Source organism: Chloroflexota bacterium (assembly GCA_026710945.1).
Lineage (GTDB): Bacteria > Chloroflexota > UBA11872 > VXOZ01 > VXOZ01 > VXOZ01.
Map to the genome: position 1 here is coordinate 46030 of JAPOQA010000028.1, position 21985 is coordinate 68014.

Sequence of the window (21985 nt, forward strand, 5' to 3'; positions counted from 1 at the left end):
CAGTTAGAATGGTTCCGGAATCCGAATATGGAGCTTATCCTGCAGCTAGTGGGTGCTTTCAGCTCAGATTGGAGAATGAGTATGGAGAGTGAGACGCAGGGAAGACTCAAACTCCAGGTAGATTCATTAGTAAACGATCGGAATCAGATCGCCCACGGACGAGACGTAAGACTGAGCTATGCTGAATTGCAAGAATATTACCAAAGTGCGCTAGACGTAATCGAACTCGTTGAGAAACAATGTGGCGCCGGCTCGCTATAGTCGATAGTCTGCAAGCTTGTTGGCTTACGTCTATTTTAACAGAAATGTACGGCCTGATGCCGAGCTGATAATGTACTTGACGCTCCTATAGGGCGCGGATATGATGAATCAGGTGGGGCGTCGCCAAGCGGTAAGGCACGGGCCTTTGGAGCCCGCATTCGTAGGTTCGAATCCTACCGCCCCAGCCGCGGGAATGCGAGCGGCGCACAAGGAGGAAGGGTGTAGGCAGGCTTCGTCCGTAGGACGGCGGACTGCGTTCCAAAGGTTGTCAGGAACGCTCAGCAATACTGAGTTGGCACGCAATGCCGTTGCTTGGACTGCCCTGCCTAGTAGCCCATGACAGAGAGCGACCCAGACCCCCATCAATCTACTGCCGCCATCATCTTGGCCACCGGCCGGACTGGGCGGATGCGGTCTCAACGCGCTACGGTATTACATCCGCTGGCGGGCCGGCCCATGGCTGTCTATCCCACGCATACCGCTCATACCATCGGCTGTTCGCCCCTGGTCATCGCCTGCTCCGCAAACACTGCCCAGTTGCAGGATTACGTAGGTTTTGCAACCGCATGCCATTACCAGGATGACGGTAGCTGGCTTGAGACGATGGTTGCTGCGGTACCGGAAACCGTCCGTGCAGTCTTGGTTGTCGCCGGCACAATGCCGCTGCTTTCCCAGAAAACTATGTCTCGTCTAATTCAATGCCAGCATGAGACTTTTTGTCCGCTAGTGCTGCTCACTTCTCACCATGCAGGCTCCCCGCATTGCGCCAGCATCGTCCGTGACTCTGCCGGACGGATCGAGCGCATCCTGACCGGGAATGACACGACTCCGGCGGGCTCGCCGGTGGAATCCTTTAGCACCGGTGTCATGTGTTTTTCTCGCGAGTGGCTTTGGGAACACCGAGATGCCGCCCCGGGGCAGGAAGAGTGCCTCGTGTCGCTTGCCGCGTTGGCGCTTGCCGAAGCCGCCAAAATAGGGACAGTGCGACACGCGGGCGCCGATGTCGAACTGCTTCAAGTAGAGGATCGGGCAGACTTGGCGCTGGCGGAGAGTACGCTGCGTGAGCGAGTTCGCGGGCGGGCCTTGCAAGGCGGCGTAACCCTCGTCGACCCGGCGACGGTGTGGATCGATGACACAGTGACGTTCGGTCGAGATGTTACGCTGTGGCCGAACTGCTACCTCTACGGCAACACAGCGGTGGGAGACAACTGTACGATTGGCCCGGGCACACGGCTGCATGACACGCGGCTTGCGCCAAATGTTACGGTAATGGAGTCGGTGCTTGAGGGCGCGGAGGTCGGTGAGAACGTGCGCATTGGCCCATTCGCACACTTGCGGCCGGGGACCGTCGTGGCAGACGACGTGGAAATTGGAAACTACGCCGAACTCAAGAACACACAGGTAAATTCTGGCGCCAAGATTCACCATGTGGGCTACTTAGGTGATACTGTAGTCGGAAACGACGTGAATGTCGGCGCCGGCTCAATCACGTGCAACTTTGATGGCGCAGACAAGCATAAAACCGAGATTGGCGACGGCGCATTCATCGGTAGCGGTACATTGCTGGTGGCGCCGGTGCGGGTTGGGAACAATGCATTAACTGGCGCAGGCTCCGTGGTGACACGGGATGTGCCTGCGCAGGCTAAGGCATACGGTGTGCCCGCGCGGGTGCGCGGGATGCGTGGGTCGCCCGCAGAGTCTGAGCAGGATTGATCCGGCAACGGGCGAGGCGCGTGAAGGGTAAACTCTTAAGGCAATTGACATTCTCACATGAAAGAGATTCATAGAGAAAGACGTGTGTGGCGGGAGGAAGGGCGTTCATTAGTAAGGAGTGACATATTTTGGATCCGTCAAGTTGGGGTCAGATTCTTGGCATTCTCATCCTAACGTTGTTCAACGGGTTCTTCGCCGCGACAGAAACCTCGGTAATTTCAGTAAGCCGCGCGCGCATTCAACAACTAGCGGACGATGGTGTTTCCAACGCCCGTATCGTGCGGGGCTTTCACCAGAACATCGAGCGGTTCCTCACGACCATTCAGATCGCGATCACGACGGTCGGATTCCTCGCGTCCGCGATTGGCGCGGTAAGCTTCTCAGACGACCTGGGCGGCGTGATCGGCAATGAGGTAATCGCCGTCATATTGATCACGCTCGCAATCGCCTTTGTCAGCATTGTCCTTGGCGAAATCGTGCCCAAGACCATGGCCATTACCCACGCCGAGCGCTTTGCCCTGCTTTCGGCACGTGTAATTCTGGTCACCCAAACGGCCTTCCATCCGCTCGTGTGGCTTATATCACACTCGAGTAATCTCATCACGCATCGCTTTGGCAAAGAGGCGCTCACCACGGTCCCGACGGTTACCGAAGAAGAGATCAAGCTCATGGTGGACACCGGCGGCAAGGAGGGGGTGATCGAGGAAGGCGAGCGCGAGATGATCCACGGCGTGTTTGAGCTGGGCGAGTTGGCCGTCGGCGACATTATGTCTCCCCGCGTTGACATTGTAACGCTGGAAGGTGACAGCACCCTGGCTGACGCTATCCACACATCTTCTGAACATGGATATTCGCGCATCCCAGTCTATGAAGAAACTATTGACAACATTAAGGGCGTAGTCTATGTCAAGGACATACTGCCGTATGTAGAAGCTGACAAGCTCGATACGCTGGTGCGCGACGTGATGCGCGAGCCCTATTTCGTGCCGGCGTCGAAAAAGCTCAGCGAATTCTTGCAGGAGATGCGGCTAAAGCGTGTGCACGCGGCCATCTGTGTGGATGAGTTTGGTGGTGTTGCCGGCCTCGTCACCATTGAAGACGTGCTGGAAGAGATCGTTGGCGAAATCCAGGATGAGCACGATGCGGAGGAGCCCCGGGTAGAAATGGTGAATGAGTTGGAGGCTGTCGTGGACCCGGCGGTAAGCATGAACGATCTCAATGACATGCTCGGCACCAGTCTCGAGAACGAAGAGGTGGATACGCTGGGCGGTGCGATCTACGCCCAGCTTGGCCGCATGCCGGACGAAGGCGATACCGTGGACCTTGACGGCATTACGGTTTCGGTGCTGGCAGTGGAAGGCACGCGCATCAAAAAGGTGCTTGTGCGCAAGGAGCCGCATCCAGGGCCGGCAGAAGATGGGACTGAGGCAAGTAATGGCGAAGAACGAGTGTAGCCAATTGCCAAGCGATGTTTCAATAGTGGCGGATGCTTCCCCAGGCAACGCGAGATGTGGATGAGGCAGTGTGGCCAATTTGATTTTCGGCTATTGAAGCGGAGACGGAGCTAACCGGATACGCCATGTCAACGTGGGAGTTCGAACAAGGCTGTGAGTGCCGAAACTCGCAGCCTTGCATAATTCTAGCGTCGATTCTTGGTGGGGATTGTGTCGTTTTGAGAAGAATGAGCGACCGATTCCTTGCAGCATCCACCTGCGGTACGCACACCAAGGCAGTACTCCCTTCCGGTGAAAGACGTTGAGATTTCATGGCAAATGAACGAACGTACATCGCGGAAGCGCTCGTCCTGCGCCGGACGGACTTTCACGAGGCCGATAGACGGCTAACCCTCCTTACGCCTGATCGGGGACGCCTCAACGTCGTAGCCAAAGGTGTGCGCCGCCCTACCAGCCGCATGGCGGGGCACCTGGAACTCTTTACGTTAGCCAAGGTCTTCGTGGTGCGCCGTCGCAGTCTGGACCTGGTGGTGCAGGCGGAAACCGTGCAGACGTTCCCACAATTGCGCACCGATCTCGCACGTTTGCCCTACGCCTACCAAGCCGTCGAGGCCGCGCACATTCTGGTCGAAGAGGAAGTGGAAGCGCATGGGGAGTTCATCTTGCTCATCAAGGCGCTGAGCGCCCTGGCGGTTACGGCCGCCTTGCCGCTGGTCTTGGTAGCCTATAAACTACAACTACTGGCGACCCTTGGGTATCAGGCCCAGTTTCAAGACTGTGCGCGGTGCGGCAATCCACTCTCAGCGGCGGGGGCGTCTGCGGCTGCGCGTATCCAGGTGCGCCCGGATAGCGGTGGGGCCGTGTGCGCTGCGTGTGGCGGCGCCTCCGGGTCGCCGCTAACGGTTCGTGCTATCAAGTGCCTCCGCTGGTTGGCACAAGAGCCGCTGCACACCGTTGAGCGCCTGCAGGCAGACTCAGCTACAACCACCCAACTGGAACAGACCGCAGATGCCTTTGTGCGCTATGTCGCTGAGCAGGACCTAAAAACCACGCCCTTTCTGGAGCGTATGCGCGCGTTGAAAACACAGTCGTGAAGGGAATCACGTTGGCAAAGAAATCCGACACCATGGAAGAGATTGTAAGCCTATGCAAGCGCCGGGGATTCGTGTATCCCTCCAGTGAGATCTACGGTGGCTTCGAGAGCTTTTGGGACTACGGGCCGCTGGGCATCGCCTTGAAACGCAACGTGCGCGAAGCGTGGTGGCACAATACCGTCCGTACGAGAGAGAACGTCGTCGGCGTGGAGACCGGGGTCATCATGAACCCCAGCGTGTGGCAGACTACCGGCCATGCCTCCCACTTCGCCGATACGCTGGTAGATTGCACGAGTTGCCACCAGCGCTTCCGCGTCGATCATCTCGAAGGTGACTCGTGCCCAAATTGCGGCGGCGAGTTCACGGACCCACGCCGCTTCCTCACCATGTTCAAAACGCACGTCGGTCCTGTGGAAGATGACTCTGCCGTTGCCTTCATGCGTCCGGAAACCGCGCAGGGCATGTTCGTCAACTTCAAGAACGTGCTGAATTCGTCGCGGCAGCGGCTGCCCTTCGGCATTGCCCAGATCGGCAAGTCGTACCGCAACGAGATAACCACCGGCAACTTCATTTTCCGCCAGCGTGAGTTCGAGCAGATGGAACTGGAATTCTTCTGCGAGCCGGGCACCGACGACCACTGGCACGCCTACTGGCTGGAAGCGCGGCGCCAATGGTACGTCGCCTACGGGGTGAAAGAGGAGAACCTGCGCTTGCGTCAGCACGGAGATGACGAGCTGGCCTTCTACGCCAAATACTGCTGGGACATCGAGTACCAGTTTCCGTTCGGCTGGGGTGAGTTGGAAGGCATTTCCAACCGCACCGACTACGACCTGCGCAGTCACAGCGAGGCCACCGGACAAGACCTTACCTTCTACGACGAACAGCAGAAGGAGCACGTCTCCCCCTACGTCATCGAGCCCGCCGCCGGGGCTGATCGCGCGCTCCTTACGTTTCTGCTCGACGCCTACGACCAAGACGTTGACGCCAAGGGTGATTCACGGGTCGTGCTGCGGTTCCATCCTTATCTCGCGCCTATCAAGGCGGCGGTCTTGCCGCTGGTGAAGAAGGGCGGGCTGCCGGACATCGCCAAAGAGATCGTGGCGGAGCTGCAGTTGCACTGGGACGTCTTCTACGACGAAAGCGGCAGCATCGGCCGCCGCTACCGGCGGCAGGATGAGGTTGGTACGCCGTTCGGCATTACCGTGGACTTTGATACCAAAGACGACAAGACGGTAACCGTGCGCCACCGCGACAGCATGGAGCAGGAACGCGTGCCGGTTGGCGAACTCGTGGCGTTTCTCGCGCAGCACATCCGGCCGGAGCCCAATCCCGATGTGCCGAGCGACTGAGATGCGACTTGTGCCATTCATGCTAATTGACATGCAATTGAGCTGTCTTGTTCAAACTGCTGGCCCAATAGCGTGTGCTAAACTGATGGCAAATCCGGCACATGGAAATCGCTGAAGAGAGCGACAAATGGCAGTGCTTGACACCCGCAAGGCAGTGAAGACTCTTACGGGGGTCGGCTTCGAAGAGGCCCAAGCTGAAGTGCTTGTTGGCCTAGTAAGTGCGGAGCACGGTGAACTCGTAACGAAGGCAGGCTTGAGGACGGAACTGCAAGCACTGGAGTTGCGGATTGAGAAGCGCTTTAGCCAATTGGAGAAACGCTTTAACCAATTGACGATTCAACTTGTGCTGCTGTTTGTAGCCTTGGCAGGTGTGCTGGCGGCACTGGAACTCATTCCGAGATAGGGGCCGAGTCCTTCACACATGTGCCCTAAACTAACCAAAATCGATCGAACAGATTTCATGAAAGAAGCCCGCTATATGCAGAGTAGCGGGCTTCTCTCCTTCTCAAATTGGGCGCGTAGATCACCTAAGAGTTTATACTCTCCGCGTACTCGGCGATGAATTCAACCACCTCGCCGCCTTTCAAGTCGCCCGGGCGGAAGTCGCGCAGCGCTTGCACTGCGTCCGCCGGAGCGTAGCCTTCGTACTTCACCAAGTATCCTGCCAGGACCGTACCGGCCCCGCCGAAACCGGAGCCTCAGTGAATGAGGGCTTTGTCGTCGCGCAGTGCAGCCGCGTGCAGGGACTCCACCGCGGCATCGAGCGTCGCCACGTCGCTGCTGACGCCGCTAAAGTTGTCCACGGTCATGCCGAGGCGTTCGATGGTCGCCGTATCCGGCGCCTTGCGCGAGGCGGCGACGATGTGCTTGATGCCTTGCTCCGCCACCGCGGATAGCTCTTCCTCAGTCTCGGGGAAGCCGGAGGCGGCGAATTTGCCCTCCCCAAACCACTTGAAAATTCGTGGTAGCGTCTGCGCACTCTCAGCCATGATCTTCTTCCTTTCTCAATGGAACTCGTCACATAAAGTAACTTTGTCGTAAATTCGGACTGGCCCGCGCTGGTTCTCCCTCACCCCTGTATCATGTCGATACTTTGTATCGAGTACGGGGCAGGCTCTAACCTTCTCCCGGCGGGAGATGGGATTTTCCCGCTCCGCCAAGGGTTATGCAAAGGTCTCCGCTGGGAGAGAGGACATTCCCGCTTTGGTATTGATTGTGCAGAGCCCCCTTCAGATGTCCTGCTTGCTTAAGATTCTACTCACGCTGGTTTTCTTCGTCCCATTTTCTTGCGGGAAGTCTCACACCGGTTTGAGAGCGTCGCCCTCCAGAACGCCCGCTAACCGCGTCCGGTTATGATGCACGTACCACACCAAGCTTCACAGATATGCCGTTGAGGTCAACGGTCTCTTGATGCGCCTCATCCGGCCCATGCGTTGATTCAACGCGCATGGAGAGCGTCTCCTGGGCCACGGCATCGCTGTGGGCGTCCAGCATGGCTGACACATTCGCTTGATCCGCCTCCCCGTCGGTTACACCCACGTAGGTCACGATGCGATCGGAAAGGTCGAAGTTCGCCGCGCGCCGCAAGTTCTGGACGTGATGGATGAGTTCTCGCGCCATGCCTTCCCGTTCGAGATCGAGTGAGATCTCCGTATGGAGCGCCACCAAGTACCCTTCTTCAGTGGCCACGCTGTAGTCTGCCCGCTCACGGGCCTGCACGTCCACTTCTTCCGGCTGGAGCTCGATTTGCTCTCCCTCCACCTCTACCGTGACGGGCTTGCCATGGGCAACGAGCCGCGCGCCGGCCTGCGCGTCGCTCCGGCCCAACGCCGCCGCGATTGCCTTGACCTGCCTGCCATACTTGGGGCCGAGCAGTTTGAAGCGCGGTTTGAGTTCGTATGTCACCAGCTCCTCTTCTGGTCCAACGAAACGCAGCGCCTTTACATTCAGTTCGCTGAGGATGTGTTCCTGCAAGCGTTCGAGCCCTGTCTGCTCGTCAGCGGTTTTCACGTGCACCAGCATCTCCGGCAGTGGCTGTCGCACCTTGATCTTGCTGGTGCTGCGCGCGGCGCGGCCGAGGCTGACGATGCGCTGCGCCAGTTCCATGTGGGCGAGCAGATCTTCATCGATGAGCGATGCATTGTAGCGCGGCCACTCGGTGTGGTGCACGCTCTCCGGCGCGTCGCTATCTACCGCGCGGACGAGGTTCTGGTACACCTCTTCACTGAGGAACGGCATGATGGGCGCGATTGTGCGCGTGAAGGTGGTCAGCACTTCGTAGAGCGTCTGGTATGCCGAGAGGGTGTCGCGGTCCTGACCGGACTTCCAATAGCGGCGGCGGCCGCGACGCACGTACCACGTGGACAACTGCTCGATGAAATCGTTCACACGCCGGGAAACGCTGTAGGCGTCAAAACGCTCCAAGTCGGCGGTTACGTCCCGCACCAGCTTGTGGAGCAGCGCAATGATCCAGCGGTCCAGGATTGAACGCACTTCGAGGGGCACACTGACACTGGTGGGATCGAAGTCCTCCAAGCGGGCATACGTTACGAAGAAATTATAGACATTCCAGAAGAGCAGCAGGCGTCGCTTCACGTCTTGGGCCACGCCGTACCCGAAGTTCAAGTTCTGTTGGGTGTTGCTTTCGCAATACAGCCAGCGCATGACGTCGGCGCCCATCTGTTCCACGGCATCGTCGAACCAGATGGCGTTGCCGTGGCTCTTGTGCATTGGTCTACCATGCTCGTCATTGACTTTTTCGTAGATGAGCACGTTACGGTAAGCGCGGACGTCTTCCAGGGTGACGCTCATGAAGGCAAGCGCGTAGAACCACAGGCGGATCTGCTCGCGCATCTCGCTGATGAAGTCAGCGGGGTACCACTTGCCCCACTCGGCGCTGCCTTCCAGGTAGCCGAGTGTGGAGAACGGCACAATACCGGCATCGAGCCAGCAATCGCCGACCTCCGGGATACGCGCGGTCTCGCCATCGCACTTCTCGCAACGAATAGTTATCTCATCGATCCACGGACGATGTAGCTCCGGCAGCGCCCGCACTAATGCCGCGTCTAATGCCCGTTCTTCAAGCTCTTGCACCGTGCCGACAATTGTGACGTGGTCGCAGTCCTCGCAGTGGTAGAACGGCAGCGGCAGACCCCAGAAGCGCTTGCGCGAGATGCACCAATCCCCCATGTTATTCAGCCAGTCGTCCATGCGCTTCCCGCCGTATTCAGGCACCCAGTCGACGGTCTGGTTTTCCGCCAGCATACGCTCACGGATTTCCTCAGCGGAGATGAACCATTCTTCTACCAGACGAAAGGCGACCTCTTCCCCACAGCGCCAACACACGGGATAGCGGTGCGTGTAGTCCTCTATGCGGTAGACGATGCCGGCTTCTTCCAGGGCGGCGAAGATCGGTTCGTTGGTCTCGGTGATATTGCGCCCGGCGAGCGGGCCGAAGCCGTCGCCGTAGTTGCCGTCGCCGTCGATGGGCACGATGACGTGGAGCCCGTGCTCCTGCGAAAGCTCGTAGTCTTCCGCGCCGCAGCCCGGCGCGATATGGACGATGCCGGTGCCCTCTTCCTCGCCGACGATGTCCCAGCCAACGACCTTGGTAGAGAAACCTTGCTGGGCGGGCAACTCATGCCAGGGGCCGACATATTCCAGGCCCACCAGTTCTTCGCCTTTGAATTCGCGCACGGCGTTGAGCTTGCCGCGGCCAACGCTCTCGAGAGTCCCCTTGGAGAGGTAGTAGGTATTGCCATTGGCTTCGGCAGCGACGTAGGTGAGGTCGGGATGCACGGCCAGCGCGGTGTTGGCGGCCAACGTCCACGGCGTGGTCGTCCACACCATGAAGTACTCGTTGTCACGTCCCTTTACCGGCAGCCGCAACGTGATACTCGGATGCGTGACTTCGCGGTACGTGTCCGTGCCGACCAGCTCATGCTGCGAAAGGCTGGTGCCGCAGCGAATACACCACGGCATGGAGCGCCAGCCCTTGTAGAGCCAGCCCTTCTCGTGGCAGCGCTTCAGGAAGTACCAGATGTGCTCGATGTTGGTATCGTCCATGGTGTAGTACGAGTTGTCCCAATCCATCCACTGGCCGAGCCGGATGGACTGGTTCGTCTGCACCGAGGAGAAGTGTTCCACGCGTTTGCGGCACTCGCGGGAGAAGTTGTCGAGGCCGAATTCCTCGATCTCGTGCTTCGAATCGAAACCGAGATCGCGTTCAACCTCGACTTCCAACCAGAGCCCCTGGCAGTCGAAGCCGTTTTGATAGCGCTGGGCATAGCCCTGCATGGCCTTGTAGCGCTGGTAGATGTCCTTATAGGTGCGTCCCCAGGCATGGTGGACGCCCATGGGATTATTGGCCGTAATGGGGCCGTCAATGAATGACCAGCGGGGATTGTCCTTATTCTTCGCGACAAGCTTCTCAAAAGCAGCGGTATCCTCCCAGAACTTGAGGATCCGATGCTCCATACTGGGAAAATCGAGGTCTCTACTGACTTCCTTGAACCCGGCCACCTCGTCCCTCCTGGATGACTGTCCCACATCGGGGTTAGCGTGCGCTTCCTCAATGACGGTTTAGGTCGCACTTCACGTTTTAGAAGCTGCATTTGGGCAGTCTTGATTTTGGGAATGCCCCGTACACGGTCAATTACGCAGGGTGGCGGTGCAGCAAACACACTGCCCCAACAGCACACGCAAGCTGCTCCCACGCACGGCATTTTGTCACGGATGTATGCCAGTCGTCAAGCCAAAAGGGATTGGTTAGCTTGCTTTGCGCAGCGCCGATTCTATTGGGCCACTGCTAGCTTAACTTCGATGGTGTGAAAGGATTCGACTAACTTCCTGGCTCTATTTGGTTGGCACCAGAATCGTGCACCGTGATAGAAGTAACCACTTTGGGTCAGGCTTGCCGCTCGCGCCAAGGCTGCCATCTTTCTGTAAGTATTGGTGCACAATAGCTATGCGACGACAGGTTCCGCTGGAGAGACGTTCATAGTAATATACAACTTGCGCTACCGTTCCGGGGAGTTGATTTGCGTTTGCAGGGGCACGATACTCATCTTGAACGACAGCAACTAAACATCCTCTTGCGGCTTTACAATACAAATGCATACAGTTAAAGTGAGCGCGTATTACATCTGGCGGAACTTGACGTTTCCTAGGAAGGCGAGAAGTCATGCAAGAATCCAAGGATATATTCGATCGCATTGATGCGTATCTAGCTGAAGACTTGTCTCATGACGAGTTGTTTCACTGGCTTCTTGAAGCGGCAGATCGTTACTGTGAGGTCGGTGAGAATGCATTAGGTGTAAACGTGTGGGCACGCACTCTGAATATGCTATGCCTTTTACAGGATGGTGCTGTTGAGGAATCCGCTGTTCAACTGGAACTTCAAGCACTCGGTGGAAGTCGGCCGGCCCGCACATGCCGCATTGAGATCAGTAAGTCACTCGTTGAGCAAGGCGGAAATATGGTGGTTTGGGAAGTTTCTTCGATTCGCCCAGGGAATTCAGACAGCGCAGATATACAAAATCGCAATGAAGAATGGGCTATCGCGCGTTAGCCTGTGCCCGCAAGTAGATGAGGTCAAACTGCACCTTTGTCATAGGCTGGTCATTGAAGTACACCCATATCCAATACCTGCCCGGCTCATCCAGTTGCAGATTGAGTTTGGCAATTAGATTCTGCATCCTTCCGGGTTCCATGTGAAGGTCTTGACTACCCAATTCTTGCTTGCTACCGTTGGCACCCTCTAATTCCAATTTTACTGCATGTGCTCCCCTCGTCTGGTCTGCAGTTAACATAAGTACCAAGTTCACATTTAAGTCGTAAGGTGGCATCTCCGTCGGGGGGTCAACACCTCTTGCCTGAAATTCAATTCGATCCACGATGTTGACTAGCGATAGGACACCGTCCTTGCGTTCAATTACTGTTTCACAGATTAGGGCAGCGCGAATATGCGGGCCTTTTTCAAACTGCATTAGCTGTATTTCCTTACCATGCCTTGGCTAACTCTCCTGCTTCTATCCAATAGAGTTACTCTGAAGTTGAATGTAGCCAGGTAATTCATTCTTGGGGAGTTTGGTAGGCCCCGACTAGGCTCTGGATCATGTCCTATCCTAGTCTCTCATTTTTCTCGACCATGGGCAATTATCTCGCGTGAGTTAGACCGTTGTGTCCGCCAACCTAAGTCCAATCAAGAGTCGACCAAGCCGGATCTCGTCGATTGTGAGGAGGTATAGGCCAACCAACAACCAATTCACAAATCCGTGAAATGTAGTGCACTCGTAGATTTTCCTCTGAGTGGCAGTTCCAATGAGCATGCTTTCCTCTACAATAAAGGGTAGTATGGACGTTAGATAGTTGGCATAGGCCGACTGATGGCCCAAAGGTCAAGGCTAAGATCGCGACAATTGAAGCCCGTTCAGGTAGCGGCTCGACAAGAGCAAACTACCAACAGAAGTGTATCCCAATCACATGCCTCGGAGGCAAGAATCTGAATCTAATTGTGACCCTAGCCAGGACTAGCCCTTTGTACTATTTCACTTGGGAAGGCCCTATCGCCAATGCAGTTTGCTTCGAGGGGGGTGAGACAAGCCAAGTGTGGCATCTCTCAATAGCGCATGAATTTGGCCAATTAGCCAACGTGCCTCCATTAAGCGTCACTGCCCGTAATGGAGCCCACACGTGAGAACCCCTTCATTTGACTTGATTGACAATGTCGCTTTGGTCACGGGCGCGAGCCGGGGCATAGGACGGGGGATTGCCAAAGCGCTCGCTGAGGCGGGCGCGGACGTGGCGGGCGTTTCTCGCTCCGCTTCAACTGAAACGCAGGCTCAGGTGGAGGCCGCGGGCCGGCGCTACCTGTCATTACAGGCCGATTTGGCAACAGCCACGGTGGCAGACTTGAATGCGCTCGTGGACCAAACGGCGGCGCACTTTGGCCGCATCGACATCTTGGTGAATAACGCCGGCATGACGTGTCGCAAGACTGCCTTGGAGCTCACTGAGGAAGATTGGAACACTGTGATGCAAGTGAACCTCCATGCGGTCTTCTTTCTCTGTCAAGCGGCGGGGCGCTACTTTGTGCCCCAAAAGCGAGGCAAGATCGTGAACATCGCATCGCTCATGTCGTTTCAGGGCGGGGTGCACATCGCGCCGTATGTCGCGAGCAAGCACGGCGTAGCCGGCATCACCCGCGCTCTAGCGACAGATTGGGCGCCCCACGGGGTCAACGTGAACGCGATCGCGCCGGGCTATATCGATACCGACATGACGGCAGCGCTGCAGCAGAATCCCGCGCGGGCGCCGGAAATCCGGCTGCGCACACCCGCCGGCCGCTGGGGCACGGCAGAGGACATCGGCAAGCTGACTGTCTATCTTGCCTCACCAGAATCGGACTTCATGCACGGCTCGATAGTGCCCATCGACGGCGGTTGGCTGGCGCGGTAGACATCGCTGGCTTGTGTTGGCTATCCGCCACGATGGTATTGATTCTTAGCCGTCAATCCCGCGAATAGTCGTCTACAGTCGTCATTCCCGCGAAAGCGGGAATCCATCGTCTCCTTGGACAGAGGACTTAGGCGGTTCACAGGCTAGCGAGGCTTCTCACCCTAGCCCTCCCTGGACTCCGGCTTTCGCCGGAGTGACGGATCGAGATGCGGGCCAGAATGCCGTAGCCGCCGTCATTTGTATGTTGAAAGAGGCGCACAAATGAGCGAATGTACGTAGGTAACGCGAGGGGCGGGTCGTCCGTCATTACCATGAAAATAGGCGATCTTGCCGTTCGCCCTGAGCATCGTCGAAGGGTGAACGGCGGAGGCGACTAACAGATTTCGACCTACTCTCTCCGTACATGCTTCGACCCTTCGACAGGCTCAGGACAGGCAAGCTCAGCACGTACGGGAAGAGTGACGTTCACTTTCATTCCCTTGTACGGCCTCGACAAGACTATGGTGATTCCCGCTCGCGCGGGAAACCATCTTAATGCAAGGCCAGGTTGCACGCGGGGCCATCCCGCGTTTATTCCAATCTCGGGACGTTTCGCTGACGCGGAACACATAGCATGAATCCGAGATTCCGCGAACAGGGTTCGACGCTCCGCTCGGAATTGTAAGCGTTGAGTAAATCGTTGACAGAATCCGCTTTCCATTCTGAGGAGTTGATGGTGCATGTCATTCCGAGCGGAGCGAGGAATCTAAGGTCCCTGCTCAACGCACTTTAACGGCTTCAGCACACTAGATTCCTCTCTTCGCTGCGCTTCGTTCGGAATGACATGTGTACTAGTCATGTCTAACACTGGGAAAGGTTGCTTTTGTTCTCAAATCTGTCAACGAATTACCTGACATTTACAGGAATGACATTGAGCTGGCTCGCCTCTTCGGACGCGGTATTCGCAGGACTTAGTCCGTCCAGACCACTCCCGCCACCGAAACCACCGAGCCCGCCAAGCCGTCAGCCGGACACTGCGCGTAGTCCACAACACGTCCCGCTACGGGCCCAAGCATCTGTAGCGCCGCGTAGATGGGCGGGAGACCGCACACCTTTTGTTTATCCCTGCTCTGCTGCAGGAGTCCCAGAAAGCGCGCAGCATCGCCTTGACACATGGCATCGAGCAGCGTGCGGTCAAAGCCTTCAAGCTCCTCTTTCTCCGGTTGTTCTAGCGGCTTTGGATCGCCAAACGCCGGTCCCATGTGGGCCAGGTCGGCCGCGGCGACGACGAGCACGCGCCTGCCTGCGAGCGCATCTCCGAGCGCGGCGATGCTCTTGGTGAATCTGGAGTTGTCCTTGGGGCTCGTGTCGCCTGAAGTGAACGGCAAGAAGGACCCGCAAAGGATCGGTACCAGCGTCACAGGTTCACCATCACGCATGAAGTGCAACCACACGGCGGCCAGCTCGATGGAGTGTTCTCTGCGGTGGTGGAGCTCCTCGTCGTAGAGAGAGTCATCGCCCCAGGCCGCTTCAAACCGGTCTAGCGCGTCTTGGTCGGTGGGCAGCGTGCCCCAGGGTGTGGCGTAGTCCTGCCGCGTCGGCGTGAGCGTTCCCGGGCTGCCCGCGTGATCAGTGCCGAGAATGACAACAACCTCCGCCTCCCGCACGGCTGCCCGCGCGTGCTGCCACGTGCGCGCGTAGACTGGTCCGCCCCGGTCGTAGTCAATATGGGGACTTACAAGCCCCCGCACGGCAGGCGGATCGGGGCATGCAGGCGGCTCAACGGCGTTGATGTAGCCCTCCAACATTGCCGAAAGCTCGTCCGGGTCGGCGGGGTACGAAGCGCCGGCGAGCGCCGGCGGGCGGTCTCCGCGCGTTCGCTCTCCAGGAGCAAGGCCTCATCAAGCTGCTGAATGAGGGATACCAACCTGGCAGTCGGCAAGGACAGGCCGTAGCGCAGCGTCAATGCCGCCTGAATGGCGGCAAGCGAATGCGTGCCGTCGCAGAGTTCGAGCACGGGTGCGAGGGCAGGAGAAACGAAAACGGTCCCTTCAATCAGTTCGTCGGGATCGCGCAGCGCGAGACGAAGATCGCCGTTCGCCTGTACCCACTCTGAAATGAGCGGGCGCACTTTGGGCTGTGCCAGCGGAGACATCAAGGGCGCCTCACGAGATTAAGATCAGCTTTGCCAAATCCCTAGTATAGGGAAATCTGCGCAGGCCGAGCAAACGCCAAAACGCGCTTTCTTCACGGCTCAAGCGGGGCTTGTTACAATGGGAAGGCGCGGCCAGGGCCGCAGTCTAACGAGAAGACGATTGGATTGCTGAGAAACATGGACCTGCGTTATCACCTAATCACATACGGCTGCCAGATGAACAAGGCCGATTCCGAGCGGCTGGGCGGCTCATTGGAAGCGCTCGGGTACTCGTGGGCGGAGGAGCCGATGCAGGCCGATCTGGTCGTGGTGAACACCTGCGCCGTACGACAGAGCGCGGAAGACCGTGCCCTGGGTCAGCTCGGCTGGCTTACCGGCATGAAGAAGAAAAACCCCGATCTCGGAATCGCGATGATGGGCTGTATGGTGGGCGACGACAGCCTGGAACGCTTGCAGGCGCGGCTGCCGCAGGTGGACGTCTTCACCAAGCCGGTGGAGTACGAACCCATATTGGAATTCGCCCAACAGAAAGCCGGCAACCGGGGCATGCTTGACGAAGGCTGTTTGGAGGGTTCGCCGCTGGCGCTGGGCGGTCCGTGCCGCTGGGTGCCGGTGATTTACGGCTGCAACATGCGCTGCGCCTTCTGTATCGTGCCGATCCGGCGGGGCCCGGAACGCAGCCGCCCGATCCCGGAGGTTGTGCGCGAGCTACGCTGGTTGGTGCGGCACGGCACGCGGGAAGTTACCCTACTCGGACAGACGGTTGACGACTACGGCCGCGACCTGGAGGGCCGGCCCGACCTGGCGGACCTGCTGACGGCGTGCAGCGCAGTGCCAGGCTTGGACCGCATTCGCTTCCTTACTTCACATCCGCTCTTCATGAGCGACCGCATCATCGAAGCGGTCGGCAGCTTGCCCAATGTCTGCGAGCACTTCAACATCGCCGTGCAGAGCGGCGATGACCTGGTCCTGCGGCGCATGAAGCGCGGCTCCCCCGCCAGCCGGTACGTGGACCTGGTAGCGCGCATTCGCGACATCATCCCCCACGCTTCCATCGCGACGGACATCATCGTGGGATTTCCCGGCGAAACGGAATCGCAATTCCAGAATACGCTGGCGATGCTGGAGCAACTCGAACTCGACGTAGTGCACACGGCCATGTATTCGCCGCGGCCGGGCACGAAGGCGGATGAAGAGATGCACGACGACGTGCCCCGTGACGAGAAGCATCAACGATTGCTGGCCGTCGAAGCGCTGCAGGAGCGGATTGTCTCGGCCAAGAACGCGCGCCTGCACGGCCGCACGCTCGACGTGCTGGTGGAAGGCCAAAAGAACGGCAAGTGGTGGGGCCGCATTCGCACCGACCGTATCACGTTCTTCACCGATCCCCGTGAGAACCTGGTGGGCGAGATTCTGCCCGTGCACATTGACGAGACGACGGCGTACTCCCTGCGCGGCACGGCGGTGGCGTGAGCCTGTTCGGATTGAGTGCGTACCCCGCATTGGGAACCTCCATGCGCCGCACGGACAGAGCGTAACGTACGTGGGGTAAGCGATGTGCATTCGTACGTACTTCGACAGGCTCAGCACGAACGGATGCTTGTCGCGCCTCACTTTTCGAAGGCATTGCTCCGCCCTAGGATTTGCTCCGCGTTATTGAACTGTTGCGGGCAGATGTACATGAAGTAAATGATGACGAGACTGAGGTGACCAGATGAAATTGCGGGTAGCAGGTATTGGCGCGGGACGCCGCGCGCAGGCGCACTATCGCGCGCTTGCACAGGTGGAAAACGCTGAAGTTGTGGCGATCTGCGACGTGGACGCAGAGCGCGCTCAAGAGGCCGCGGCACCGTTTGGCGCGGAGACCTACGCCGACTACCGCGACATGCTCGACACCGAGCAGCCCGATGCCGTGTTTATTGTGACCCCGCCGAACTTGCACGCCGAGCAAGTTGAGTATGCCGCCACGCAGAAGGCCGCCATCTTCGTGGAAAAGCCGGTGGCGCTCAGCGTGCTGGACGCGCGCCGCATTCGCATGGCGGTGGAGCAGGGCGGTATGCTTTGTTGCGTCGGCTACCAGCACCGGTACGGTAGTCAGGCTGCCCGTGCCCAGGAACTCTTGGCCGGACGTGAACTCGGACTGGCCCGCATCTGGTGGTATCAAGGCGTGCCGAAAGTCCCCTGGAACCTGGATTCCGCCCAGGGCGGCGGCCAGATCGTGGAACAGGCCACGCACCTGCTCGACTTGTGCCGGGTCTTCGGCGGCGAGGTGGACGAAGTTTACGCACAGTTCGGCCGCAGCGCGTGGAAAGACGATGAGTCTTTTCAAAATTGGGATGTCTATTCGGGTGCATTTGCCTTCAAAACCGGCGCTGTGGGCAGCGTGGCGACGACGTATGCGCTCTTCTTCGGCCTGCCGCAGAGTTCGGGGCTCGATCTCGTCAGTGAAGAGCAATTGCTGCGCTTCTCCGGACGAGACCTGCAACAGATCACGCCGCGCGGGACCGAGATCCACCCTGTAGAAGAACCGTCGTCGGAGGTGCGCATGGCGCAGGCGTTTCTGGCCGCGGTTGAAGAAGACGACGAATCACTGATACGGTCGCCGTTGGATGATGCCCTTAAGACGCTTGCGCTCACGCTCGCCTTCAATCGCTCCACGGCCGAGAATAGACCGGTAACCCCAGCAGAGATCGAAGATGAGATCTTTGCGTAGGGCTGCCACGTCCACGACGGCGTGTAGCGCGGGGGCTTGTCCCCCGTTTGAGATGGCCCAGGGCACGTAAAGATGCATACCTACGTGCGCGAGAGTGACGGAGAGAGCAGGCGCAGGCCCTCTTGAAGAAAGTCTCCGGTTTGAGAAACGCTAGGTTAGTAAGCACACTCAATGCGTGACGCGAAAACCTACCACCTACCCCTTACGCTGTTCGATCCTGAAACGGCACATGTAGTGCTGGAGCCGCTGGAGGCTGGGAACGGCCACTGGGCCGGCGCGCCGTGTGTGCTCTACCTGCCGGATGAGAAGGTTTTCTATCTCTACTACCGGCGGCGGCGCCCGCGCGGACAGGAGCCCGACCGCGGCTTTGCCTGCTACGTGGCGTGGAGTGAAGACGGCAAGCATTTTGAGTCCGTCTGGTCGGCTGAGAAGACCGCTTTCGGCAACTCGCCTTCAGTAGAGAAGAGCAGTCTCGTCAGAGATGCTAACGGGCGCTTTCTGCTCTTCATGTCGTTCGTGGATAGCGCAGACAACCGCTGGCGCATCGATATGCTGGAAGCCGACACGCTAGACCAGTTCGATCCCGCCTCCCGCCGGCCGGTGTTCACGGCGGCGGACATCCACGCCGAGGGTGTCAAAGACCCGTACGTCTACAACGTGGGTGGCTTGTGGCACATGATTGTAAGCTACGCCCCCTCACCCCCGGTGGCCGACGAATCCGCCCGTGAAGCCATGCATGCCACCGCCGACGTCTACAACACCGGCATTGCCAAGTCGAGCACGGGGCTGGCCGTTAGCGCCGACGGACGCAACTGGGATTGGCAAGGCGACATCTTCGCGCCCCGCGATCGCGGCTGGGATAGCTATTGCAGCCGCATCTCTTCGCTCGTGCGGGTCGGGCAGCAGTGGGTCGCGTTTTATGATGGCTCCGCCGATGTCTCGGAGAACTACGAGGAGCAGTGCGGCGTGGCGCTCTCCACTGACTTACGCACCTTCACGCGCTTGAGCGTCGGTGGGCCGGTGGTGCGGTCGCGTGGCGGCTCGTGCTCCGTGCGCTATGTTGACGTGGTGCCGGTGGGTGATGAGCTCTACTTTTACTACGAGTGCGCCCGCGCTGACGGCGCCCACGATCTCCGCCTCAGCATCCTGCCGCACGATGTCTTTTGCCCCGGCTAGAACCAGCGTGGAATCTCTCCGTCACTCCGGCGGACGCCGGAGTCCAGCAGCCTGGCAGTGCTGGCTGCCGCGACCCAGAGATCTTCCTCAGGCACAGCCGGAACACTCACGCGAAGGGCGCTGACAGGGGTATGTAAATGTCATTTCGAGCGCAGCGTCGAACAGGGTTCGCGGAATCTAAAGATGCTGATTTTGCAGGGCTGTGCCTTAGATTCCGCGCTCTTAGCGAAACTCCGCTGCGCTCCGTTTGGAATGACACGTGAAGTCGATTATAGAATACCTACCCTTGTCAGCGCGAAGGGCGTAGGGGCACGACATGTCGTGCCCCTACGTGCTGTCCTACGCTATCGCTTCGTGGTCTATTCGTTGTAGGACAGTCCTATCCGTGCTAGTATTTTGGGGCCATGAACTCCATCCCCCTGTGGCGCTACATTGCCGTGGGCATTGCCGGCGGTACCTTGTCCGGTCTCGCCGGTGTCGGCGGCGGTGTTGTCATCGTTCCGTTGATTACGGCCTATTTGGCTTTGTCGCAGCGGCAAGCCCATGCCGTCAGCCTGGGCGCCATCGTGCCCACGGCCATAGCTGCGTCTCTCGTCTATGCCCTGTGGCCGCGCGACGAACCGCCGGGAAACGACGTGCCGGCGTACATCGCGGGCGCCGGCTTCATGATCAGCGCCGTGCTTGCGGCGCCCATCGGCGTGCGCATCTCCCACCGCATTAATCAAAAGCAACTCAAGCGCCTCTTTGCCGTCTTGCTCACCGCCGTGGGCCTGCGCATGCTCTTGCAGCATCCCGTGCTGGGCAATGCCATCCTCATTGCCGGTTTTGTGTTGTTGGCAGTCATGGCGGTTTGGAGTCTCGTGTTCCACCGGGAGGAAGCGGCATGACGCTCGATCCCGAACTGAGCGTATTTCTCTTAAGTCTCGCTATTGGCTTTAGCGTGGGGCTGCTCAGCGGTACGATGGGCGTCGGCGGCGGCATCATCATGGTACCGGCCGCGGTGCTCATTCTGGGGTACGGCCAGCACATCGGCCAGGGCATTTCGCTCGTGGTAATGATCCCCACCACGTTGGCCGGGGCCTTCACGCACTACCGCATGAAGAATCTGAAGCTCAAGCCGGTGTTTCTTATCGCCATTGGCGCGGTTGCCGCCGGCCTGGTGGCCGCTTTGATTGCCCAGCAGCTTTCGCAATCCGCCCTACAGCGGGTGTTCAGTCTCTGGGTGCTCTACTCGGCCATCCGCGCGTGGGGCGTCAACGACTGGATCATGCAGCGCTTCTTTGGCAAAGAGCCTGCGGAGCACGAGGAAGAGGTCCCGGAAGAAGAACCTCTCACCTAGCGAACTCCGATAGCGCAGAAGTACGCTGCGCGCAATATCCGTCGCGCATGGGGCTCAAGCGTAGTTTCCATTCGGCTTGAGCAAGAGAGCCAATAGCCCGGTTCTCGCACGAGACTCGCCTTGTGCGAAAAGCCCGTAAGCCAACACACCAGACCCCGTTTACCCTTCGACAAGCTCAGGGCGAACGGGGTCTGGTAAGCGCTGCCCACCAATTTCCACGGTCTCCCGCTCATGCTTTAGCAGGAGCTTTGCGCGACCCTCAACACGAATGTTCAAAGCATTCGGTCTTCAGCGAACAGGATGAGCACGCACGTGCAAGCAACCTGGCACTGGCCAACTTTCGTGCCGAAAAAGAGACTACCTACTCCAGTCCCAGCAGCGCCAGGCTCTCGCGGTGGATAATCCCCTCGATGACGTCCTCCGGCACACGCGGGAGCGCGGTGCCTTCTACCAGCGCGTTGACATTGCGTAGCCCGGCCATCGTGTCAGCGGCGGAGAAGAGTGGGAAGTCCGTGCCGAAGAGCAACTTGTGCGTAGCGCCGTATTCGACGGCAGTCATGAGCGCGTTATAGTACTGCCAAGGGCGGGGATAGAGTCCGCTGATGTCGGTGAAGACGTTCGGCTGCTTGCGCACGACAGAGACGGTCTCTCCGACACCGGGATGTCCCATGTGCGCCACGATGATCTTGAGATCGGGAAAGCGAATAGCAACCTCGTCCACCTGCCAGGGTTGGGCGAACCTCAGCGGCGCTTTGCGCACAAAGGTCGTGCCATGGTGCCACATCACGGGAGTGCTGAGCGCCTCGGCTTTCGCAAACATGGCGAGCGCCCCAGCGGAAAGTGGATCGTAGCCCTGGTAGATTGGGCCGATCTTGAGGCCGCGCAGACCGAGTTGCTTGACCGCATGTTCAAGCTGGTCGGGGGCATCCACATCGTTGGCGTCGACACTCGCAAAGCCGATAACGTTCTCACCGGCCCCGCGCACATAGTCGGCCACGTATTCGTTGGGCACCACAATGCCGCTGTACGGCGCGTTGAGCGGAAAGACGATGACAGCGTCCACGTCGGCGACTGCTTCTTGCCGGTGCACCTCCGGCGGCGCGTGAATAGTATGGTCTTTCCACGATGCATCGAGATCGGACTTGAACTCATCACTAAGATGAAGCGTCGAATCTGCCATGTGCGAGTGTACGTCTACAATCATGCTACCTACCATTCTCAAGTGCGGCGACGCGCGTTCTTTGCTGCTGCTTACGTAGCACTAGAATACCACGCGCTGGGCAGCCGTACGCAG

General features: G+C 58.7%; 19 protein-coding genes and 1 tRNA gene. 13 read left to right on the top strand and 7 right to left on the bottom strand.

Going from position 1 to position 21985, the window contains the following annotated elements; all coding sequences use genetic code 11:
- Nucleotides 1-374: 374 nt before the first annotated feature.
- From OXE05_05600 to OXE05_05625, 6 genes are all read left to right on the top strand, one after another.
- Nucleotides 375-446, top strand: a tRNA-Gln gene (locus tag OXE05_05600).
- Between the two features lie 151 nt (nt 447-597).
- Nucleotides 598-1974, top strand: coding sequence for an NTP transferase domain-containing protein (locus OXE05_05605; protein ID MCY4436794.1), 1377 nt, complete (start codon nt 598-600; stop codon nt 1972-1974).
- A gap of 128 nt (nt 1975-2102) precedes the next feature.
- Complete coding sequence (locus OXE05_05610) at nt 2103-3428, top strand: hemolysin family protein (protein MCY4436795.1); 1326 nt, start codon at nt 2103-2105, stop codon at nt 3426-3428.
- A 311-nt stretch (nt 3429-3739) separates the two neighbouring features.
- A complete protein-coding gene (gene recO, locus OXE05_05615; GenBank protein MCY4436796.1) occupies nt 3740-4522 on the top strand; it encodes a DNA repair protein RecO in 783 nt (260 codons plus the stop codon).
- A gap of 11 nt (nt 4523-4533) precedes the next feature.
- A complete protein-coding gene (locus OXE05_05620) occupies nt 4534-5871 on the top strand; it encodes a glycine--tRNA ligase (protein MCY4436797.1) in 1338 nt (445 codons plus the stop codon).
- Nucleotides 5872-5998: 127 nt separating this feature from the next.
- Nucleotides 5999-6274 carry a hypothetical protein gene (locus tag OXE05_05625; GenBank protein ID MCY4436798.1) on the top strand — a complete coding sequence of 92 codons (276 nt, stop codon included), beginning with the start codon at nt 5999-6001 and terminating at the stop codon, nt 6272-6274.
- 124 nt (nt 6275-6398) lie between these two features.
- Here the strand turns inward: OXE05_05625 and OXE05_05630 are convergent, their stop codons facing one another.
- The 3 genes from OXE05_05630 to ileS all read right to left on the bottom strand — a co-directional run bounded on the left by OXE05_05630 (nt 6399) and on the right by ileS (nt 10392).
- Nucleotides 6399-6524, bottom strand: coding sequence for a hypothetical protein (locus OXE05_05630; protein ID MCY4436799.1), 126 nt, complete (start codon nt 6522-6524; stop codon nt 6399-6401).
- Between the two features lie 45 nt (nt 6525-6569).
- Nucleotides 6570-6860 carry a hypothetical protein gene (locus OXE05_05635; protein MCY4436800.1) on the bottom strand — a complete coding sequence of 97 codons (291 nt, stop codon included), beginning with the start codon at nt 6858-6860 and terminating at the stop codon, nt 6570-6572.
- Between the two features lie 361 nt (nt 6861-7221).
- Nucleotides 7222-10392 (bottom strand): isoleucine--tRNA ligase, encoded by a 3171-nt coding sequence (gene ileS, locus OXE05_05640; protein ID MCY4436801.1) that lies wholly within the window; start codon nt 10390-10392, stop codon nt 7222-7224.
- Nucleotides 10393-11053: 661 nt separating this feature from the next.
- On the opposite strand from ileS, the gene OXE05_05645 reads away from it, so the two are divergent.
- Complete coding sequence (locus tag OXE05_05645; GenBank protein MCY4436802.1) at nt 11054-11440, top strand: hypothetical protein; 387 nt, start codon at nt 11054-11056, stop codon at nt 11438-11440.
- Here OXE05_05645 and OXE05_05650 read toward each other — a convergent pair.
- Nucleotides 11427-11858, bottom strand: a complete 432-nt coding sequence (locus OXE05_05650; protein MCY4436803.1) for a hypothetical protein — start codon at nt 11856-11858, stop codon at nt 11427-11429. The genes OXE05_05645 and OXE05_05650 overlap by 14 nt on opposite strands.
- Nucleotides 11859-12564: 706 nt before the next feature.
- On the opposite strand from OXE05_05650, the gene OXE05_05655 reads away from it, so the two are divergent.
- Nucleotides 12565-13329 (top strand): SDR family oxidoreductase, encoded by a 765-nt coding sequence (locus tag OXE05_05655; protein ID MCY4436804.1) that lies wholly within the window; start codon nt 12565-12567, stop codon nt 13327-13329.
- 950 nt (nt 13330-14279) lie between these two features.
- Here the strand turns inward: OXE05_05655 and amrB are convergent.
- Together amrB and OXE05_05665 are read right to left on the bottom strand one after the other, a co-directional pair.
- Entirely contained in the window at nt 14280-15116 is an 837-nt protein-coding gene (amrB, locus tag OXE05_05660) for an AmmeMemoRadiSam system protein B (GenBank protein MCY4436805.1), read from the bottom strand.
- On the bottom strand, nt 15044-15463 hold the full coding sequence (locus OXE05_05665; protein MCY4436806.1) for a hypothetical protein: 420 nt from the start codon (nt 15461-15463) through the stop codon (nt 15044-15046). The genes amrB and OXE05_05665 overlap by 73 nt, the downstream gene beginning before the upstream one ends.
- Before the next feature lie 177 nt (nt 15464-15640).
- On the opposite strand from OXE05_05665, the gene miaB reads away from it, so the two are divergent.
- The 5 genes from miaB (at nt 15641) to OXE05_05690 (ending at nt 20691) form a co-directional block, all read left to right on the top strand.
- Entirely contained in the window at nt 15641-16936 is a 1296-nt protein-coding gene (gene miaB, locus OXE05_05670; protein MCY4436807.1) for a tRNA (N6-isopentenyl adenosine(37)-C2)-methylthiotransferase MiaB, read from the top strand.
- Nucleotides 16937-17177: 241 nt separating this feature from the next.
- The gene (locus OXE05_05675) at nt 17178-18176 is read left to right on the top strand and encodes a Gfo/Idh/MocA family oxidoreductase (protein ID MCY4436808.1); all 999 of its coding nucleotides are present in this window, start codon (nt 17178-17180) and stop codon (nt 18174-18176) included.
- Between the two features lie 171 nt (nt 18177-18347).
- On the top strand, nt 18348-19352 hold the full coding sequence (locus OXE05_05680) for a hypothetical protein (protein ID MCY4436809.1): 1005 nt from the start codon (nt 18348-18350) through the stop codon (nt 19350-19352).
- Nucleotides 19353-19756: 404 nt separating this feature from the next.
- A complete protein-coding gene (locus OXE05_05685) occupies nt 19757-20239 on the top strand; it encodes a sulfite exporter TauE/SafE family protein (protein ID MCY4436810.1) in 483 nt (160 codons plus the stop codon).
- On the top strand, nt 20236-20691 hold the full coding sequence (locus OXE05_05690) for a sulfite exporter TauE/SafE family protein (protein ID MCY4436811.1): 456 nt from the start codon (nt 20236-20238) through the stop codon (nt 20689-20691). Before OXE05_05685 ends, OXE05_05690 begins: the two co-directional genes overlap by 4 nt.
- Nucleotides 20692-21052: 361 nt before the next feature.
- Here the strand turns inward: OXE05_05690 and OXE05_05695 are convergent, their stop codons facing one another.
- Nucleotides 21053-21895, bottom strand: a complete 843-nt coding sequence (locus OXE05_05695; GenBank protein ID MCY4436812.1) for an amidohydrolase family protein — start codon at nt 21893-21895, stop codon at nt 21053-21055.
- Between the last annotated feature and the right edge of the window lie 90 nt (nt 21896-21985).

Coding starts and splice junctions, on each gene's coding strand:
- OXE05_05605 (MCY4436794.1), top strand. CDS start 598: ATGACAGAGAGCGACCCAGACCCCCATCAATCTACTGCCGCCATCATC.
- recO (MCY4436796.1), top strand. CDS start 3,740: ATGGCAAATGAACGAACGTACATCGCGGAAGCGCTCGTCCTGCGCCGG.
- OXE05_05625 (MCY4436798.1), top strand. CDS start 5,999: ATGGCAGTGCTTGACACCCGCAAGGCAGTGAAGACTCTTACGGGGGTC.
- OXE05_05635 (MCY4436800.1), bottom strand. CDS start 6,860: ATGGCTGAGAGTGCGCAGACGCTACCACGAATTTTCAAGTGGTTTGGG.
- OXE05_05645 (MCY4436802.1), top strand. CDS start 11,054: ATGCAAGAATCCAAGGATATATTCGATCGCATTGATGCGTATCTAGCT.
- OXE05_05650 (MCY4436803.1), bottom strand. CDS start 11,858: ATGCAGTTTGAAAAAGGCCCGCATATTCGCGCTGCCCTAATCTGTGAA.
- amrB (MCY4436805.1), bottom strand. CDS start 15,116: ATGTTGGAGGGCTACATCAACGCCGTTGAGCCGCCTGCATGCCCCGAT.
- OXE05_05665 (MCY4436806.1), bottom strand. CDS start 15,463: ATGTCTCCGCTGGCACAGCCCAAAGTGCGCCCGCTCATTTCAGAGTGG.
- miaB (MCY4436807.1), top strand. CDS start 15,641: ATGGACCTGCGTTATCACCTAATCACATACGGCTGCCAGATGAACAAG.
- OXE05_05675 (MCY4436808.1), top strand. CDS start 17,178: ATGAAATTGCGGGTAGCAGGTATTGGCGCGGGACGCCGCGCGCAGGCG.
- OXE05_05680 (MCY4436809.1), top strand. CDS start 18,348: ATGCGTGACGCGAAAACCTACCACCTACCCCTTACGCTGTTCGATCCT.
- OXE05_05685 (MCY4436810.1), top strand. CDS start 19,757: ATGAACTCCATCCCCCTGTGGCGCTACATTGCCGTGGGCATTGCCGGC.
- OXE05_05690 (MCY4436811.1), top strand. CDS start 20,236: ATGACGCTCGATCCCGAACTGAGCGTATTTCTCTTAAGTCTCGCTATT.
- OXE05_05695 (MCY4436812.1), bottom strand. CDS start 21,895: ATGATTGTAGACGTACACTCGCACATGGCAGATTCGACGCTTCATCTT.